This is a genomic window from Streptomyces sp. NPDC088116 (assembly GCF_044741745.1).
GTDB lineage: Bacteria > Actinomycetota > Actinomycetes > Streptomycetales > Streptomycetaceae > Streptomyces.
Genome location: NZ_JBIUTF010000001.1, coordinates 898,492 through 915,642 on the forward strand (window position 1 = coordinate 898,492; position 17,151 = coordinate 915,642).

The 17,151-nt window shown below is 71.1% G+C and carries 14 protein-coding genes; 6 read left to right on the plus strand and 8 right to left on the minus strand.

The window, feature by feature from the left end; all coding sequences use genetic code 11:
* Positions 1 to 20 precede the first annotated feature (20 nt).
* The 3 genes from ACIOJD_RS03895 to ACIOJD_RS03905 are packed head-to-tail and all read right to left on the minus strand — an operon-like array spanning position 21 to position 2,283.
* Positions 21 to 431 (minus strand): RidA family protein, encoded by a 411-nt coding sequence (locus ACIOJD_RS03895; protein ID WP_401908052.1) that lies wholly within the window; start codon positions 429 to 431, stop codon positions 21 to 23.
* Entirely contained in the window at positions 431 to 1,189 is a 759-nt protein-coding gene (locus ACIOJD_RS03900) for an IclR family transcriptional regulator (RefSeq protein WP_401908053.1), read from the minus strand. Before ACIOJD_RS03900 ends, ACIOJD_RS03895 begins: the two co-directional genes overlap by 1 nt.
* Entirely contained in the window at positions 1,186 to 2,283 is a 1,098-nt protein-coding gene (locus ACIOJD_RS03905; RefSeq protein WP_401908946.1) for a sugar kinase, read from the minus strand. Before ACIOJD_RS03905 ends, ACIOJD_RS03900 begins: the two co-directional genes overlap by 4 nt.
* Positions 2,284 to 2,539: 256 nt before the next feature.
* Here ACIOJD_RS03905 and ACIOJD_RS03910 point away from each other — a divergent pair, with 256 nt between their 5' ends.
* Positions 2,540 to 3,943, plus strand: a complete 1,404-nt coding sequence (locus ACIOJD_RS03910) for an amino acid deaminase (RefSeq protein WP_401908054.1) — start codon at positions 2,540 to 2,542, stop codon at positions 3,941 to 3,943.
* Between the two features lie 101 nt (positions 3,944 to 4,044).
* The gene (locus tag ACIOJD_RS03915) at positions 4,045 to 5,667 is read left to right on the plus strand and encodes an amidohydrolase family protein (protein ID WP_401908948.1); all 1,623 of its coding nucleotides are present in this window, start codon (positions 4,045 to 4,047) and stop codon (positions 5,665 to 5,667) included.
* 75 nt (positions 5,668 to 5,742) lie between these two features.
* Here the strand turns inward: ACIOJD_RS03915 and ACIOJD_RS03920 are convergent, their stop codons facing one another.
* The 5 genes from ACIOJD_RS03920 to ACIOJD_RS03940 all read right to left on the minus strand — a co-directional run bounded on the left by ACIOJD_RS03920 (position 5,743) and on the right by ACIOJD_RS03940 (position 11,886).
* Positions 5,743 to 6,393, minus strand: coding sequence for a TetR/AcrR family transcriptional regulator (locus ACIOJD_RS03920; protein ID WP_401908055.1), 651 nt, complete (start codon positions 6,391 to 6,393; stop codon positions 5,743 to 5,745).
* A 127-nt stretch (positions 6,394 to 6,520) separates the two neighbouring features.
* The gene (locus tag ACIOJD_RS03925; protein WP_401908056.1) at positions 6,521 to 8,365 is read right to left on the minus strand and encodes a dipeptide ABC transporter ATP-binding protein; all 1,845 of its coding nucleotides are present in this window, start codon (positions 8,363 to 8,365) and stop codon (positions 6,521 to 6,523) included.
* On the minus strand, positions 8,365 to 9,261 hold the full coding sequence (locus tag ACIOJD_RS03930) for an ABC transporter permease (RefSeq protein ID WP_401908057.1): 897 nt from the start codon (positions 9,259 to 9,261) through the stop codon (positions 8,365 to 8,367). Before ACIOJD_RS03930 ends, ACIOJD_RS03925 begins: the two co-directional genes overlap by 1 nt.
* Positions 9,258 to 10,217 carry an ABC transporter permease gene (locus ACIOJD_RS03935; protein ID WP_401908058.1) on the minus strand — a complete coding sequence of 320 codons (960 nt, stop codon included), beginning with the start codon at positions 10,215 to 10,217 and terminating at the stop codon, positions 9,258 to 9,260. Before ACIOJD_RS03935 ends, ACIOJD_RS03930 begins: the two co-directional genes overlap by 4 nt.
* Before the next feature lie 4 nt (positions 10,218 to 10,221).
* The gene (locus ACIOJD_RS03940) at positions 10,222 to 11,886 is read right to left on the minus strand and encodes an ABC transporter substrate-binding protein (RefSeq protein WP_401908059.1); all 1,665 of its coding nucleotides are present in this window, start codon (positions 11,884 to 11,886) and stop codon (positions 10,222 to 10,224) included.
* A 274-nt stretch (positions 11,887 to 12,160) separates the two neighbouring features.
* Here ACIOJD_RS03940 and ACIOJD_RS03945 point away from each other — a divergent pair, with 274 nt between their 5' ends.
* The 4 genes from ACIOJD_RS03945 (at position 12,161) to ACIOJD_RS03960 (ending at position 17,144) form a co-directional block, all read left to right on the plus strand.
* Positions 12,161 to 13,372: a pyridoxal phosphate-dependent aminotransferase gene (locus ACIOJD_RS03945; RefSeq protein WP_401908950.1), complete on the plus strand. Its 1,212-nt coding sequence runs from the start codon at positions 12,161 to 12,163 to the stop codon at positions 13,370 to 13,372.
* Positions 13,373 to 13,607: 235 nt separating this feature from the next.
* Entirely contained in the window at positions 13,608 to 14,024 is a 417-nt protein-coding gene (locus ACIOJD_RS03950; RefSeq protein WP_401908060.1) for a hypothetical protein, read from the plus strand.
* A 345-nt stretch (positions 14,025 to 14,369) separates the two neighbouring features.
* Positions 14,370 to 14,816 carry a hypothetical protein gene (locus tag ACIOJD_RS03955; protein WP_401908061.1) on the plus strand — a complete coding sequence of 149 codons (447 nt, stop codon included), beginning with the start codon at positions 14,370 to 14,372 and terminating at the stop codon, positions 14,814 to 14,816.
* A gap of 45 nt (positions 14,817 to 14,861) precedes the next feature.
* Positions 14,862 to 17,144 (plus strand): DUF6571 family protein, encoded by a 2,283-nt coding sequence (locus tag ACIOJD_RS03960; protein WP_401908062.1) that lies wholly within the window; start codon positions 14,862 to 14,864, stop codon positions 17,142 to 17,144.
* Positions 17,145 to 17,151 lie beyond the last annotated feature (7 nt).

A 17,151-nucleotide genomic window follows, 5' to 3' on the forward strand; every position in this document is an offset into this window, starting at 1 on the left:
GGCAGTGGGGCCGAGGGCTCTCAGCCGAGAACCGCCAGCGCGTCGATCTCGACCAACAGCCCCTTGGGCAGCCCCACATAGACCGTCGTACGCGCGGCGGGCGCTTCCTTGAGCCCCTGCTCCTCGAAGTACTGGTTGTAGATCGCGTTCATCTCGGCGAAGTGGTCGACGTCGGTGAGGTAGACCCGCACCATCACCGCGTCGTCCCAGCTCGCGCCGCCCTCCTCCAGGATCGCCTTGACGTTGGCGAGGGTCTGGAGGGTCTGCTCGCGCAGGGTCGGGCCCGCCGGGGTGGGCGCCTGGCCCTCGACGGCCGGGAGGAAGCCGACCTGGCCCGCGACCTGGAGGATGTTGCCCTTGCGGACGCCGTGCGAGAACTTCGCCGGGGGCGTGGTGTGCGTGGCCGGGGTCAGCGCGGTCTTGTCACTCATCAAGCTTCCTTGGGGTGGGTGTGGCCGGAATACTCCCCGCTGATCGCGTCGGCGGTGCGGCGCAACAGCGGGAGCAGGGTGAGGAGTTCCTCCGCCGTCACGACGACATTGGGCGCGGACACCGACATGGCGGCGACGACCCGGCCGTCCGCCCCGCGGATGGGGGCGCCGATGCAGTTGATGGACTCCTCGTGGCCACCGAGGTCGGTGGCCCAGCCCTGTTCACGTACGGTCGCCAGCTCCTTGAGGAAAGCGGACGCGCCGGGCGTGGAACGGGGCGTGTACAGGGGGTAGTCGAGACGTTCGGCGACCGCGCGCCGCTCGGTCTCGGGGAGGTCGGCGAGCAGCAGCTTGGCGACGGCGGCGACGGTGATCGCGACCGGCTTGCCGACCCGGGAGTACATCCGGACCGGGTAGCGGCTCTCGACCTTGTCGATGTAGAGGACTTCGCTCTCCTCGTACACCGCGAGATGGATGGTGTGGCCGCACCGCTCGTTGAGCGCGACGAGGTGGCTGTGGGCGATCTCGCGCACGTCGAGGTTCTCGACGGCCTCCTGGGCGAGCGCGAAGAGGCGCGCGCCGAGGCGGTAGCGGTGGTCCTGCTGGCGGTAGACGAGCCCGTGCTCGTGGAGGGTACGGAGCAGTCGCAGCGCGGTGGACTTGTGGACGCCGAGCCGGTCGGCGACCTGTCCGAGATCCGCCGGCCCCTGGGCGAGCAGGGGGAGGATGCTCAGCGCGCGGTCGACTGTCTGGCTCATGGGATACGTACCTCCGGCTCCGCGGCCGGTGCGTCCGGCCCTGTCGCCGGCGACTCCGGCTCCGTGGCCCCCGTCCAGCCGGGGCCGAGACGAAGTGTCCCCCAGGCGTCCGCGTCGAGTCCGGCGAGGTGGTCGGCGTGCGCGCGCGAGGCTGGTGTACCGAGGTCACCGGGGACGGTGAGGGCGGCGGCGGCCATGAGATGACCGTGCCGCAGACGGGCGGCGGCGGGCAGGCCGCGGAGGGTGGCGGAGAGGAATCCGGCGGCGAAGGCGTCTCCGGCGCCGACGGGAGCGACGACGTCGACGCGCAGGGCGGGGACGGAGATGACGGTGTCGGGGGCGGTGGCGTCTCCGGGAGTGGCGGCTCCCGCCCGCGGCATCGGCCCCGCCTCGCGCCCACGGACCGTCGCGCCCGGCTCACGCGTGTGGACCGTCGCCCCCGCGCTGCCGCGCTTGACCACGAGCGTCTCCGGCTCGGGAAGCGCGGCGCGGATCGCGTCGGCGCCGCGCAGCCCCCAGGCCAGGGCTGCCTCGTCCTCCCCCACGAAGACCAGATCGGCGCCCCGGGCCAGGTCGAGCAGGACCCGGGCCGCCGACGGGTCGTGCCACAGCCCCGGGCGGTGGTTGACGTCGAACGAGACCAGCGGGCGCCCCGGCCGGGGGGCGGTCAGGTCGCGCATCAGGGCCAGGCAGTCCTCGGAGAGCGCCGCCGTGATCCCCGACAGATGCAGGACGCGGGCCGACCGGAGGTCCTCGTACGGCATGGTCAGCGGGGACATCGCGGAAGCGGCGGAACCCGCCCGGTAGTAGGCGACCTCGTGCGCGGCGGTGTCGCGGTCCGTCGCCGTACGGAAGTAGATCCCGGTCGGGCGGTCCGGGTCCCGGCGGACGCCCGACGTGTCGACCCCGTACGCGGCGATCGCGTCGACCAGGTGGTCCCCGAAGCCGTCGGCGCCGACCCGGCTGACCCACCGCACGGTGTGCCCGGCGGACGCCAGCGCGCAGGCGACGTTGGACTCGGCGCCGCCGATCGTACGGTCGAAGGACGGGACATCGGCGAGCGGGCCCGGTTTCGAGGGCAGGAAGGTGACCATGGACTCGCCGAGGCAGACGACGTCCACGCCGGGGTGGGTATCCACGCCGGGAGGGGTGTCCACGTCTACGGTTCCGGTCACTCCGGGGCTCCTCGCCGATCAGGCCGCCAGGCCGCCAGGCCGATGAACAGGCCGATGAAGGGGTACGACACCGGGGCGCCATTGACCCGGTGTCGGGTCGGATGTTAGACACCGTGAAGCGATATACGCAATGGGCGTTGCAGTATCTGCAATGACAAGGAAGAGGGAGGCTCCCATGCCCGCCGAGCGACGGACGGACGGACGACGGACGGACGAGCGACCGGCAGGCGACGGGGCGGCCGGCGACCGGGCCGCCGGTGAACGACCGATCGGCGAACGATCCGCCGGTGAACGACCGGCCGCCGACCGGCTGGCCGGCGACCGGCTGGCCGGCGAGCGTGTCGACCACCGTTTCAAGGCCCTCCCTCCCGACGCCGAGGGCCTGACCGTCGGCGCGCTCGCCGCCGAGCGCCGCTCCCTCTTCACCGGCGGCTTCACCACCCCCGTCCTCGCCCTGTCCGCCGAGTCGGTCGAGCACAACCTGGCCCTGCTGGAGACGTACTCCGAGCGCCATGGCCTCGCCTTCGCCCCGCATGGCAAGACCTCCATGTCCCCGCAGCTCTTCGCGCGCCAGCTGGAGCACGGCGCGTGGGGCATCACGGCCGCCGTCCCGCACCAGGCCCGCGTCTACCGGGCGTTCGGCGTCGCGCGGATCTTCCTCGCCAACGAACTCGTCGACGCGGCGGCCCTGCGCTGGCTCGCCTCCGAACTGAACCGGGATCCCGGCTTCCGCTTCCTCTGTTACGTCGACTCCGTGCGCGGCGTCGAGCTGATGGACGAGGCGCTCCGGTCCGCGGGCGCCACCCGCCCGGTGGAGGTTGTGGTCGAACTGGGCGCGGGCGAGGGCGCCCGCACCGGAGTACGTACGGAAGCGCAGTGCGCCGCGATCGCGGACGCGGTCGCCGCCGTGCCCACCCTGCGGCTGACCGGAGTGGCCGGTTACGAGGGCGAGGTGCCGGGGGCCGACGGCGACAGCGTCCGCGCCTGGCTGCGCCGACTCGTCGCGCTGGCCGAGGAGTTCGACCGGGCTGGCCGTTTCGAGGCCGTCGGCGAGATCGTGATCAGCGCGGGCGGCAGCGCCTGGTTCGACGCGGTCGCGGACGTCTTCGCGGAGATCCCCGCGCTCTCCCGCCCGGTATTGAAGCTGCTGCGCTCCGGCGCGTACATCTCGCACGACGACGGCCACTACCGCCATCTCACCCCGTTCAACCGCGTCCCCGAGGAGGGCTCCCTCCAGCCCGCCTTCCGGCTCTGGGCGCAGGTCGTCTCCCGTCCGTCCGCCGGTCAGGCCTTCGTCAACGCCGGCAAGCGGGACGCGGCGTACGACCTCGATCTGCCTCAGGCCCAGGTGGTACGGGACGGCCGCACCGGCGAGATCCGCCCGGCGGCCGGTGTCACGGTCACGGGCCTGTCCGACCAGCACGGCTGGCTGACCACCACGCCCGAGGCGGTCCTGGAGGTGGGCGACTGGGTCGGGATGGGCCTCTCCCACCCGTGTACATCGTTCGACAAGTGGCAGCTGATCCCGCTGGTGGAGGCGGACGGCACGGTCACGGACTTCATCCGCACGTTCTTCTGAGCCTTCCGAGCCCTCCGAGCCCTCCAAGACTCCCGAGCCCCCCCATATTCCCGAGACCCCCCATACTCCCGAGACCCCCGAGAGGGCCCCCGCCCATGGCCATGGATCTCGTCATCCGCGACGTACGCGTCATCGACGGCACGGGCGGTCCCTCGTACCGCGCCGACGTGGGCATCGAGGGCGGCCGTATCGCGGCGATACGACGCGAGGGGGCCCCACGCCCCACCGGTGCCCGTGTCCTCGACGCCGCCGGACTCGCCCTCTCCCCCGGCTTCATCGACATGCACGCGCACAGCGACCTCGCGCTGCTGCGCGACCCCGACCACTCCGCGAAGGCCGCCCAGGGCGTGACCCTCGAAGTGATCGGCCAGGACGGCCTGTCGTACGCGCCCGTGGACGACGCGACCCTCGCGCAGGTCCGCCAGGCGATCACCGGCTGGAACGGCGACGGCGGCGACATCGACTTCGACTGGCGCACGGTCGGCGGCTATCTCGACCGGCTCGACCGCGCCTTCGAGGGCCAGGGCTTCGACGGCGGGGGCATCGCGGTCAACGCCGCGTATCTGATCCCGCAGGGCACCGTCCGCATGTACGCGGTCGGCTGGGACGACCGGCCCGCGACCGACGCCGAACTCGCCCGGATGAAGCGGCTGGTGGCCGAGTCCATGGAGGAGGGCGCGGTCGGGATGTCCTCGGGCCTGACCTACACCCCGGGCATGTACGCGAACGACTCCGAACTGACCGAGCTGTGCCGGGTGGTGGCGCGCTACGACGGCTACTACTGCCCGCACCACCGTTCGTACGGCGCCGGCGCGCTCCAGGCGTACGAGGAGATGGTGACGCTCACCCGGCACGCGGGCTGCGCCCTCCATCTCGCCCACGCCACCATGAACTTCGGCGTGAACAAGGGCAGGGCGCCCGAACTGCTCGACCTTCTCGACCGGGCGCTGGACGCGGGCGCCGACATCTCCCTCGACACCTATCCGTACACCCCCGGCTGTACGACTCTCGTGGCGATGCTGCCCAGTTGGGCGAGCGAGGGCGGCCCCGAAGCGATCATGGACCGGCTCCGGGACGGAGCGAGCGCCGAGAGGATCCGTCACCACATGGAGGTCATCGGCGCGGACGGCTGCCATGGTGTGCCCATCGAGTGGGACACGATCGAGATCTCCGGAGTCTCGTCCCCCGGGCTGGCGGACCATGTCGGCAGGACGGTGGCCGACTCGGCGCGCGAGCGCGGACAGACGCCCTGGGCGACGGCCCGCCGGCTGCTCCTGGACGACCGGCTCGGCTCGACGATCCTCCAGCACGTGGGCCACGAGGAGAACGTCCGCCGGATCATGCGCCACCGCGTCCACACGGGCGGCAGCGACGGCATCCTCCAGGGGACGAAGCCGCATCCGCGCGCGTACGGCACGTTCCCGCAGTATCTGGGCCGGTACGTACGCGAGCTGGGCGTCCTGTCCCTGGAGGAGTGCGTGGCCCACCTGACCTCCCGCCCGGCCGCCCGCCTCCGCCTCCCCGACCGCGGCCTGATCCGCGAGGGCCACCGCGCCGACCTGGTCCTCTTCGACCCGGCCACCGTCGCGGCGGGCTCCACCTTCGAGGCCCCGCGCACCCTGCCGGTGGGCATCCCGTACGTGCTGATCGACGGCCGCTTCGTGATCGAGGACGGCCGCCGCACGAACGTCCTGGCGGGCCGTTCGATCCGGCGGACCGGCTGAGCACGACAGGACACCCGGGAACTCCCCGGAGCCGGACGGCTCGTAGGTCCTGTCCGGTCCGGGCGGCCCGGCCGCTCAGGCGCTCGTCTTCGTCCCGCCGCTCTCCAGTTCCGCCTCGATCAGCCGGTACAGGTGGCGGCGGGCGTCCGTCGTCGTGAGCGGTGGGACCTGGCGGAGGCGTTGCAGGGCCAGGCCGTCCACCAGTGCCGCGAAGCGCACCGCGAAGTCGGCCGGGTCGGCGCAGGTGAAGTCGCCTTCGTCGCGGCCGCGTTCGACCAGCGTGCTGATCTCGTCGTGCCACCGCTCGTACCGTTCGGCCTGGCCGCGCGCGAACGCCTGGTCGCGGTCGCCCGCGTGCCAGTAGTCGAACCACATCCGCCAGTGCCGGTCGGTGTCGTCCGTGAACAGCGCGTCGATGAGCAGCCGCAGCCCCTCCGCCGCGCGGGAGGTCCGGTCGACGGAGGCGCTCAGAGCGCCGTAGTAGCGCTCGATGTGCAGCACCATCGCCTCGGAGAGGACTTCCCGCACGCTCTCGAAGTGGTACGTGACCGTGCCGACCGACACCCCGGCCGCCGCCGCGACATCCCGTACGCCGACGGCGGCCGAGCCGCGTTCGGCGATCAGCGGCACCGCCGCCTCCGCGATCAGGCGACGGCGCACCTCGGTGGGCTGCCGGCTGCGGCTGGCGGCGGCGACGGCCCGTCTCGGCGCCCGGCCGGCCGTCATCCGGGCATCCCGGGGATGGTCCGCTGCCTTGCGTGCTTGGCCACTGTCTCTCCGTTCGCCCCCGCTTCGGCCCAGGCTGTCTGATACGAACTCCGTTGCGGCGGCGGGTAGTTCCGAAACCGCCACTCTAGGACGGACGCCAGCGCCGGATGCGGTGGCCGCTTGTGATCTCCGTCCACACGTCGTCGCCGGACACCGCGTCCTCCCAGCTCTCCTCACCCGCGCCTGTGCCCGTGCCCGCTTCCGGATCCGGCTCCAGCGCCGCCGCCATCAACTGCCGTGTGTACGGATGCGCCGGTGCCGAGAACACCGCGTCCGTGCGGCCCTCCTCCACCACCACCCCGTTCCGCAGCACGATCACCCGGTCGGCTATCCCCCGTACCACCGCGAGGTCATGGCTGATGAAGAGGCAGGCCAACCGCCGCTCTCGGCGCAGGTCGTCCAGCAGGCGCAGCACATCGGCCTGGACCGAGACATCGAGGGCGGTGGTGATCTCGTCCGCGATCAGCACGTCCGGTTCGCCCGCCAGCGCACGCGCGATCCCGATCCGCTGCCGCTGGCCGCCGGACAGCTGTGCGGGCAGCCGGTCGGCGAGGTCCGGGTCGAGGCGTACGTCCTGGATGAGCCGCCGGGCGCGGGCGGCGGCCTCGGCGCGGGTCGTCGCCGTACCGAAGAAGCGCAGCGGCCGCCGTACCGCGTCGCCCACCGAACGGCGGGGGTTCAGTGAGGTGTCGGCGTTCTGGAAGACGAGCTGGATCTTGCGGCGCAGGGCGGGCGAGCGCTTGCGGGACGGTCCGGCGAGGTCCCCCACCGCCTCATGGCCCACTCCGCTGCCGGCCTCTCGCCCCGCCCCGTGTGTCATCGTGCCGCCGGACGGGGCCCGCAGCCCCGCCAGCGACCAGGCCAGGGTGGACTTGCCGCTCCCCGACTCACCGACCAGCGCCAGGATCTCGCCCCGTCGCACCTGGAAGGAGACCCCGTGGACGGCCCGCTCCGCGCCGTAGTCGATGGTCACGTCCCGTACGTCGACCACCTTCGCGGCGTCCGCGGGCAGGACGGCCCTCGGCCGGATCTCGCGGGTGCCGTCGTCCCCGACCACCGCGAGGCCGTGGTCCGTGAGGCGCGGCACGCTGGAGAGCAGCCGCCGGGTGTACGGCTCGGCCGGCTCGGCGAAGAGCCGGCGGGTGGCCGCCGACTCCACCATGCGGCCGGCGCGCAGCACCGTGACGTGATCGGCCATCCGGGCCACCACCCCGAGGTCATGGCTGACCAGGAGGGCGGCGAGGCCGAGTTCGGCGCGCAGCGCGCCGATCAGGTCCAGGACACCGCGCTGGGTGACGACATCCAGGCCGGTGGTGGGTTCGTCCAGGACGAGGACCTTCGGACGGGCCGCGAGGGCCATGGCGATGGCGACGCGCTGCTGCTGTCCGCCGGAGAGTTCGTGCGGGTAGCGGCGGGCCAGTTCGGCGGGGCGCGGGAGGCGGACCTGTTCGAGCAGGTCGGTGACGGCGGCGGGGTTCAGGGCCTGCTCGTCCCGCAGCGCCTCGGCAATCTGCTTGCCCACGCGCATCGAGGGGGTGAGCGAGTGCCCGGCGTTCTGCGCGATCATCGCGACCGTACCGCCGCGCAGCTTCCTCAACTCCCTTGCGGACAGCGCGAATACGTCCTTGCCTTCGACCCGTACGGTTCCGCCGGTGAGCCGTGAACCGTGCCGCAGATGACCGAGCAGGGTCGCGGCGACGGTGGACTTGCCGCTGCCGGATTCGCCGACCAGGGCCAGGGTCTGCCCCGGCAGCACGTCGAGGCCGATGTCGTGGACGACGGGGACGTCCCGCCCGCCGGAGCGGTAGGCGACGCACAGCCCGTCGACCGAGACGATCGCGTTCTTCGGAGGGATCCGCGGGGCGCTCTTCGAAGGGATCCCCGGAGCGGTTCTGGCCACCGCCCTCGGAGCGTTCTTCGGACTGGTCATCAGGAACCCTCCCGTATCCGGTCGACGCCCCACGCCTTGGACAGGCCGTCGGCGGCGAGGTTGAGTCCGACCACGAGGGTGGCCAGGGCGATGATCGGCGCGAGGCTGGCCATCGGCACCACGGTGATGGCGGTGCGGTTCTCGGAGACCATCAGCCCCCAGTCGGGCGTGGGCGGATTGGCGCCGAACCCGAGGAAGGACAGGGAGCTGATCATCAGCACCACCCAGGAGGCCCGCATCGCGAACTCGACGCACACCACGTCGGTGATGTTGGGCAGCACCTCGCGGCGCAGGACCGACCAGGTGGACTCGCCCCGGGCGCGGGCGGCGGTGACGTAGTCGGCGGGTACGACGGCGAGCGCGGCGCCGCGTACGACCCGTACCACCTGCGGTACGTAGACGACGGCGACGGCCAGCACGATGACGGCGGGGCCCGAGCCGAGCGCGGTGACGACAACCAGCAGGGCGAGGAGACCCGGGACGGACAGCACCGCGTCCAGCACCCGCATCAGCACGTCGTCCAGCCGGCCGCCCCGGAGCGCGGTGGCGCAGCCGAGCACCGTACCGAGGGCGATGGTGAGGAAGGTCGCGGCGAGCGAAACGCCGAGCGCGTACCGCCCGCCGTACAGCACCCGGGCCAGCACGTCGCGGCCGTACTGGTCGGTGCCCGCCCAGTGGTCCCCGCTCGGTCCGAGCAGGGCCCGGGAGGCGTCGCCCACGATCGGATCGTACGAGGTCAGGAGCGGGGCGAGCAGAGCGACGGCCGCATGGACGGCGACGATCGTGAGTCCGAGCGCGGCGGCGCGGGAGGAGCGTACGGTGCGCCAGGCGCGGGCGGCGAAGCCCGGCCGCGGGCCATACTGTCCGCCCTTCGCGGCTGGGGTGTCGAGGGTCATCGCGTCCTCCCTCCTCGGGTACGGAGCTTGGGGTTGAGGGCCATCGCGCCGAGGTCGGCGGCGAGGTTGCACACGACGTACACGACCGCGCTGATCAGGGCGATGGCCTGGATGACGGGCAGGTCGCGGTTCTGTACGGAGGAGAGCATCAGCTTGCCGATGCCCGGATAGTTGAAGACGTTCTCGACGACCGCGACCCCGCCGACCAGCCAGGCGACGTTCAGCGCGATCACGTGGAGCGTGGGCAGCAGGGCGCCGGGCAGCGCGTGCCGGGTGACGACGCGCCAGGTGGACAGGCCCTTGAGCCGGGCGGTGGTCACGTACTCGCTCGCCATGACGTCGATGACCGACGTACGGGCCATGCGCACGATGTACGCGGCCATCACGATCGCCAGCGAGAGCGCGGGCAGCCAGACCGACGGGAGCAGTTGCCCGGTGGTGGCGCCTGGCCCGTACAGCACCACGGCGGGCAGCAGCGGCACGGTGACCGAGAAGGCGAGCACCAGCAGTGTCGCCACCACGAACTCCGGGACGCTCATGCCGACGAGGCTGACGGTGGAGATGAGGTGGTCGGGCCAGCGGTCGCGGTAGAGGCCCGCGAGGATGCCGAGGACGAGGGATCCGGTGACCGCGAAGAGGACGGTGACGAGGGCGATGAGGAGCGAGTTGCCGAGGTACTGGCCGACCTCGCCGCCCACGGGCTTGGCGGAGACGAGGGAGGTGCCGAAGTCGCCGTGCAGCGCTCCCTGTACCCAGTCGGCGTAGCGCTCCCAGGCGGGCCGGTCGAGCTGGAGTTTCTCGCGGAGCGCGGCGACGGCGGACGGGGTGGCGTCCTTGCCGAGCACCTGGGTGGCGACGTCTCCGGGCAGCGCCTGTACGGCCAGGAAGACCAGGACGGAGGAGAGGACGAGGGTGCCGAGCGCGGCGACGAGGCGGCGGGCGATGAACGTGAGCACGGTCCTACGCCCCCTTCAGGCCGATGCCGAGGTAGTCGAACTCGAATCCGTACTCGGCGTAGCCGCGCACTTTCCGGGAGATGCCGACGAGCCGATCGGCGAACATCGGGGTCATCGCCCCGCCCTTCTCGATGACGAACGTCTGCGCCTCGCCGTACAGCTCGCGCCTGCGCCCGGTGTCGGTCTCGCGCCGTGCCCGGTCGAGCAGCGCGTCGAACGCCGGGTCCGACCAGGCGGTCTCGTTGTAGCTGGACCCGCCGCGGAAGACCTGGTTGAGGAGCTGGTCGATGGGCCTGCCGGTGAACCAGTACGTGGCCATCAGCGGCTTCTTCATCCAGATCTGGGTGAAGTACGAGTCGGCGGCGGCCGTCTTCACCTTGATCCGGATACCGGCCCGCGCGGCGGACTCCTGATAGGCGAGGGCCATCGGCGTGAAGATCGGGTCGTACGAGGAGGTGTAGAGGTCGACCGCGAGCCGCTCGTGCCCGGCCTTCTTGAGGAGGTGGCGCGCTTTCTCGGGGTCGTGGACGGGGTGGGTGGCGATGTGGTTCGGATCGATGGGCGGTACGGGGTTGTCCCAGCCGGCCGTGCCCGCGCCCTGGAGGGCGACCTTCAGTACGTGCTCGGGGTCGTAGGCGAGCTTCATCGCCTGCCGTACGCGCACGTCCGTGAAGGGCTTTTCGGTGGTCAGCATCGGCAGGACGTACCACTGGGCGTCCTTGGCGCGGGCGATGGTGGCCCGGTCGGAGGCGGCGACGACGCGGGCGGTGGCGAAGTCCAGGTTGGTCTGCGAGAGGAGGTCGACCTGCCCGGCGAGCAGGGCGTTGGAGCGGGCCTGCATGTCGGCGACGGAGTAGAAGTCGATGGCGTCCAGGACCGGGCGGCCGGCCCAGTGGTCCTTGTACGCGGTGACCCGGCCGGGCCCCGCGGCGGTGAAGGAGGCCAGCTTGAAGGGGCCGGTGCCGATGCCGGTGCGGCCGATGGAACGGGCGCTGCCCTCGGGGACGACGTAGCAGTTGTAGTGCGTCAGCAGGCTGGGGAACTCGGCGTTCGGGGTCTTCAGCGCTACGACGAGGGTGTGCGGGTCGGGCGTGCGCAGCGTCTTGGGGTCGATGAGCGGGGCGAGGACGGCGGCCTGCGGGGAGGCGGTCGCGGCGTCGAGGATGTGGCGCAGGGTGTAGGCGGCGTCGGCGGAGGTGAAGGCCCGGCCGTGGTGGAAGGTGACACCGCGCCGGAGCCGGAAGGTCCAGGTGCGGGCGGTGTCGTCGGGCTCCCAGGACTCGGCGAGGTCGGGTGCGAGGTCGCCGTCGGGGCCGATCCGTACGAGCCGGTTGTAGAGCGCGCCCAGGTATTCGTACGCGGACAGCGCGCTCGCCGGGTCGAGGGTCTCGGCGTCGGAGGCGGGCGGCCGGGCGATGCGCAGGGTTCCGCCCCGGTCGGGCCGCCCGGCGGGCGCGCCACTGGGCACGGCGTGCGCGGCGGTGGCGGGCGCGGCGCCGGAGCAGCCGGTGAGCAGCCAGGACGCGCCGAGCGCGGCGCCGCCCGCGGCAGCGGCGGTGAGGACCGAGCGGCGCGGCATCGCGGCCTCCGGGCGCCGGGAGGCCGGCCGGAGCTCGGAGACCGGGTGTCCAGGGGCCGGCCGACGGCCGGAGGTGTCGGACAGGGGCATGTGCCGGGCAACCTTCGCATTATTCGTTCAAGTGAACGATTGGGTGAAGTGCGTGAACGATAGCCATCGGCTCCGCCCGCGCCAACCCTTCGTTCTCGGAAAGTAATGACGGACATCCAGTCGTTACCTGGCGCTAACGCAACAGAAAGTGACAGGCGCACGACCCACCGCCACCCCGCGTGCCGCCCGTACGCCGCCACCAGGGCGTCCGCACCGCCCCGACGTGGCGAAAGACACCGAGCGGCTCCGGCCGGGCGGCCGTAAGGTGGCCGCCATGCAGGTCATCCAGTCGACAAAGCTCGCCAACGTCTGTTACGAAATCCGGGGCCCGGTCCTCGACGAGGCGATGCGCCTGGAGGCGGCGGGCCACCGCATCCTCAAGCTCAACACCGGCAATCCGGCGGCCTTCGGATTCGAGTGCCCGCCCGAGATCCTCGAGGACATGCTCCGCAATCTCTCCGGAGCACACGGCTACGGCGACGCGAAGGGGCTGCTGACCGCCCGGCGCGCGGTGATGCAGCACTACCAGACCAAGGGCATCGACCTGGGCGTCGAGGACATCTACCTCGGCAACGGCGTCTCCGAGCTGATCCAGATGTCGATGCAGGCCCTGCTGGACGACGGCGACGAGGTGCTCGTACCGGCGCCCGACTACCCGCTGTGGACCGCGTCGGTCTCGCTCGCGGGCGGCACGGCCGTGCACTACCGCTGCGACGAGCAGGCCGACTGGATGCCGGACCTCGCCGACATCGAGCGGAAGATCACCGATCGGACCAAGGCGATCGTGATCATCAACCCGAACAACCCGACGGGCGCGGTGTACGGCGACGACATGCTCACCGCACTCACGGAGATCGCCCGCCGCCACAACCTGGTCGTCTGCTCCGACGAGATCTACGACCGGATCCTCTACGACGGCGCAACCCACACCCCGACCGCCGCCGTCGCGCCCGACCTGCTCACCCTCACCTTCAACGGCCTCTCCAAGAACTACCGCGTGGCCGGCTTCCGCTCCGGCTGGCTGGCGGTCTGCGGCCCCAAGGCGCACGCCTCCTCGTACATCGAGGGCCTGACGATCCTGGCCAATATGCGGCTGTGCGCCAATATGCCCTCGCAGCACGCGGTGGCCACGGCGCTGGGCGGCCGGCAGTCGATCGAGGACCTGGTACTGCCGGGCGGCCGGATCCTGGAGCAGCGGGACACGGCGTACGACCTGCTCACCCGGATCCCGGGCGTCACCTGCGTCAAGCCGAAGGGCGCGCTGTACCTCTTCCCGCGGCTCGACCCGAAGGTCTACAAGATCAAGGACGACCGGCAGCTGGTGCTGGACCTGCTGCGGGCCGAGAAGATCATGGTCGTGCACGGTACGGGGTTCAACTGGCCGGAGCCGGACCACTTCCGGATCGTGACGCTGCCCGCCACGAAGGATCTCGAGGACGCGGTGACCCGGATCGGAACGTTCCTGGACGGCTACACACAACGCTGACGGCCCCGGGTGGGCGGCACGCGGGCCCCCCGGCGCCGACACCCGGCGGCGACACCCGGGCGGCACCCGGGCGGCACCCCGGGAGGTTCCGTACCGGAAGTCCCGTCTCCCGGGAATTCCGGTACGCGTCGGCTCACGACCCACGACGACGGGCGTTCACCGGTACCGGACATCGCTCAACTTTAGACTCAATCCAATGTAGGATGGTCTCCTGACGACGCCGGGAGGCCATCTCATGTACGAGCCGATCCGCAGCAAGTCGGTCCACGCGATGGCCGGCCGCGACACCGATACCGATTTCCCGCACCGCAGCCGCGAGGAGGAGCTGAACATCCAGCTCGCCGGTCACCTCTCCGCGCTCCTCGCCGTCACCGACGAACTCGGTCTGGACGAAGCCGCCGAGAGCATCGCCGGCCAGATCGCCCGCCTGCGCGGCACCCCGCCGGCCCGCCACGCGGGCCTCACCGGCGCCGCCCCCGGCGACCTGCACCGCCGCGCCCTGGCCCTGGCGGGCCGCGCCCTGGTCGTGGCCGCGTCCCGCGCGGACACGACGGCCGCGATCCTCTCCGCCGAACGCATGGACGCCCACACCGCGGCCCTGGCCGAGCCGGATTCGGCCCGCGGGGACCAGCGCCTCGTCGGCGCGCACTGACGGCCCGGACCGGATGCGGGCCGGTCACCGGCCGGCTCCGGGGGAAAGGGCGCACTGTCCTGAATCCGCCTGTCCCCCTCGCCCCTAAATCCGTCTGCCCCCCGTCCCGCTTTTCGTGGCCCGCGCCCTTCCCCGTACGCGACGGCCTCACCCGGATCGCCCCGGTGCCGCCCCCGTAAGCACCCCGCGCCGAGCCCTGAAGCCCCCACGCCGTAAGGGATTGTGCGATCTCCGTGAAGTTTTCTCCTTGAGGCTCACCCGCTTGGCCATCCCACAGGACGCCCGTCTACCGTGGTGCGGAAGTTGAGTCATGCACACTGCAAAGATCGACACGGGGGCAGTCACGTGGCATGGGACGAGTGGGAACAGGCCAAGTCCAGTTCGGCACAGACGCGGCTGAATCAGCTGCCGGCGGACGGCGGCGGTGGATCGGGCGGCGGAGGCAAGGACGACCTCACGGTCCACGACGACGAGTTGGGAAAACTCGGTGACATGGCCCGCTCTCTGCGGGACCAGCTGTCCACCGACGGTGACCACGCGCGCGCGGCGACGTTCGACGCGTCGAACCAGCTCTTCAACGACGGATTGACCATGGGCTCGGGTCTTCTCGAGGTGCACGACGCCTGGAGCACCAAGCTGGCCACCCTCAAGGAGGCCTGCGCGCACATCTCCAATCATCTCGACTACTCCCGCTCCACACACGCGCAGCAGGAGAAGAAGATCGTGACGGGGATGCAGTCGCTCGACGGCAAGACGATGACCGTGTCGCGCATCTACGACCAGTTCAAGTAAGCCAACGGGTCAAGTAAGTCAACGGGGACAACGGGGAGCCGGGCCATGGTCACGTGCCAGGAACTGCAGGATCTGAATCTCAGCAAACTGAACACCGCGGTCGAGCAGTGGAAGCAGATGCTCGACAAGCTGGTCCTCCTTGCCGACGGGGGCGACGGCGAGGTCAACGCCGCCGATCTGGAGCGCAAGGCCAACGCCGCGGACTGGAAGGGTGACAACGCCGCCGTCACCAAGGAGTTCACCACCACCACGGCGCGCCAGTTCGACGACATGGTCACCGAGGCGCGCAGCATCCACAAGATCATTCAGGAAGCCCACCGCGACCTGAAGAAGCACAAGGACGACCTCAGGACCACCATCGACGCGTGGGCCAAGAAGAACGTCTACATCGACGAAAAGGGCGGCGCGAGGTACGGCGGTCCGCCGCGCGAGGTCGAGGGCGGTCCCAAGGAGCAGACCAGCCAGGAAGAGGTCGACCGGGCGGCACGCGAGGTCGCCAGGATCCTGGAGGCGGCGAACGAGACGGACCGGATCGCCGCGCGTGCGCTGCGCAAGCACGCCGAGAGCAAGTACGACTTCGACGAGACCGGCTTCACGGGCCTCAAGGACGCCGACCGCAAGCAGGGCATCGAGGACGCCGACGCGATGGTGAAGCTCGCGTCCAAGGGCGACGGGATGTCCGACGACGAGTTGAAGAAATTCAACGAGATCTCCAGGTACCACCGCGACAACCCCGCCTTCGCCGAGCGGTTCGCGACCAAGCTGGGTCCGGAGGGCACGCTGGAGTTCTGGCGCAGCCTCGCCGACCCGGGCAAGGGCAACACGCCGGACCCGGACGGCGATCGCGCGAAGATCCTCGCCAAGGTGCAGGACAACCTGGGCGTCACCCTCGCCAACGCCACCCATTCCGACTCCCCCGAGATGCGGGCGTGGAAGGACCGGATGGTCGAGCTGGGCGACGATCCGATCAAGGCCAAGAACGGCATTCCCAGCGCGCCGTACGGCTTCCAGGTCCTGGGCCCGCTGATGACCGAGGGCAAGTGGGACTCGGCCTTCCTCAACAAGTACGGCGACAAGATGCTCGAGTTCGAGCGCAAGTCCGACGACCCGGTGCTGGGCGGCCCGAAGGAACTCTGGGAGAACCGTTTCAACCCGGCCCAGCTCTCCTATCCGCCGGGCGCCACCAAGCCGGACAGCGACCCGGTCGCCAACCTGATGGAGGCGCTCGGCCACAACCCGGAAGCCTCCGTGCAGTTCTTCGACGGCTCGTCCGGCAAGGGCGACGACGCGATGAGCAACTGGGACTACCTGGTCAACAAGGGCGGCGAGGGCGCGCGCGAGTGGCCGACCGACGACGACGGGAAGACGACCGGGTTCACGAACCTCGGCCACGCCCTGGAGGCGGGGACGCTCGGGTACCCGTACGACGCCAAGGACCCGGCCGTCCCGCCGATGGACACCAAGGAGCAGATCGAGGCGCGCGAGGCGCGCACCGCGCTCATGGACCGGGTCGTGGACCACTACCAGACGTCGGACCAGATCGACAAGCAGGACGGGATCCGCGACAGCCTGGCGAACATGGCGGCCGGTCACGTCGACAGCCTCAACTACTCCGCGGCGGACTTCGGCGGCAGCGGGCCGAAATCAGGACGTGACGACCTCTTCGACGCCCAGGGGAACCATCTCCGCGACTTCGACAGCGGGTCCACCACGAGCTTCCTGCGGGCGCTGGCCACGGACAAGGACGCCTACGACACCGTGTCCACGGCCCAGCAGATCTACGGGGCCAGCGCCATGGCCGGGCAGGGCGACGACGTGGACGACGCGAAGCGCATCGGCATGCACAGCGTCAAGATGCACGGAATGCTGGACGAGGTCCGCGCCGAGGCCATCGGCAAGGAATTCGCCGACGACAAGGACGCGCGGAACCTGGAGCTGGAGAAGCAGGCCGAGTGGCGCAAGTACGCGGCGGGGGCCGCGATCGGGGTGGCCGCGGGCGTCGGCGCGGCTGTGGTCGTGCCCACCGGAGTCGCCGCGGCCATCGCCGTGCCCCTGGCCTTCGAGACCGCCGGAGGCGCCGCCGAGACCAAGTTCGGGATCCAGACCATGGACTGGCTCAAGGCGAACGAGTACGACAACACCGATCAGTCGATCAAGGGCATCGACCAGGCCAGGCAGGAGGGACAGCACAACGCGATGACTCCCCTGCTGAACTGGGCCACGGCACGTGGCATGTCCGAGGACGAGATCTGGGACTTGTCGGTCACGGCGGAGAAGGAGTACGGCGCCGGCACGGAACGTACGGACACCGACAACGCCCGAGGATAATGAGGAC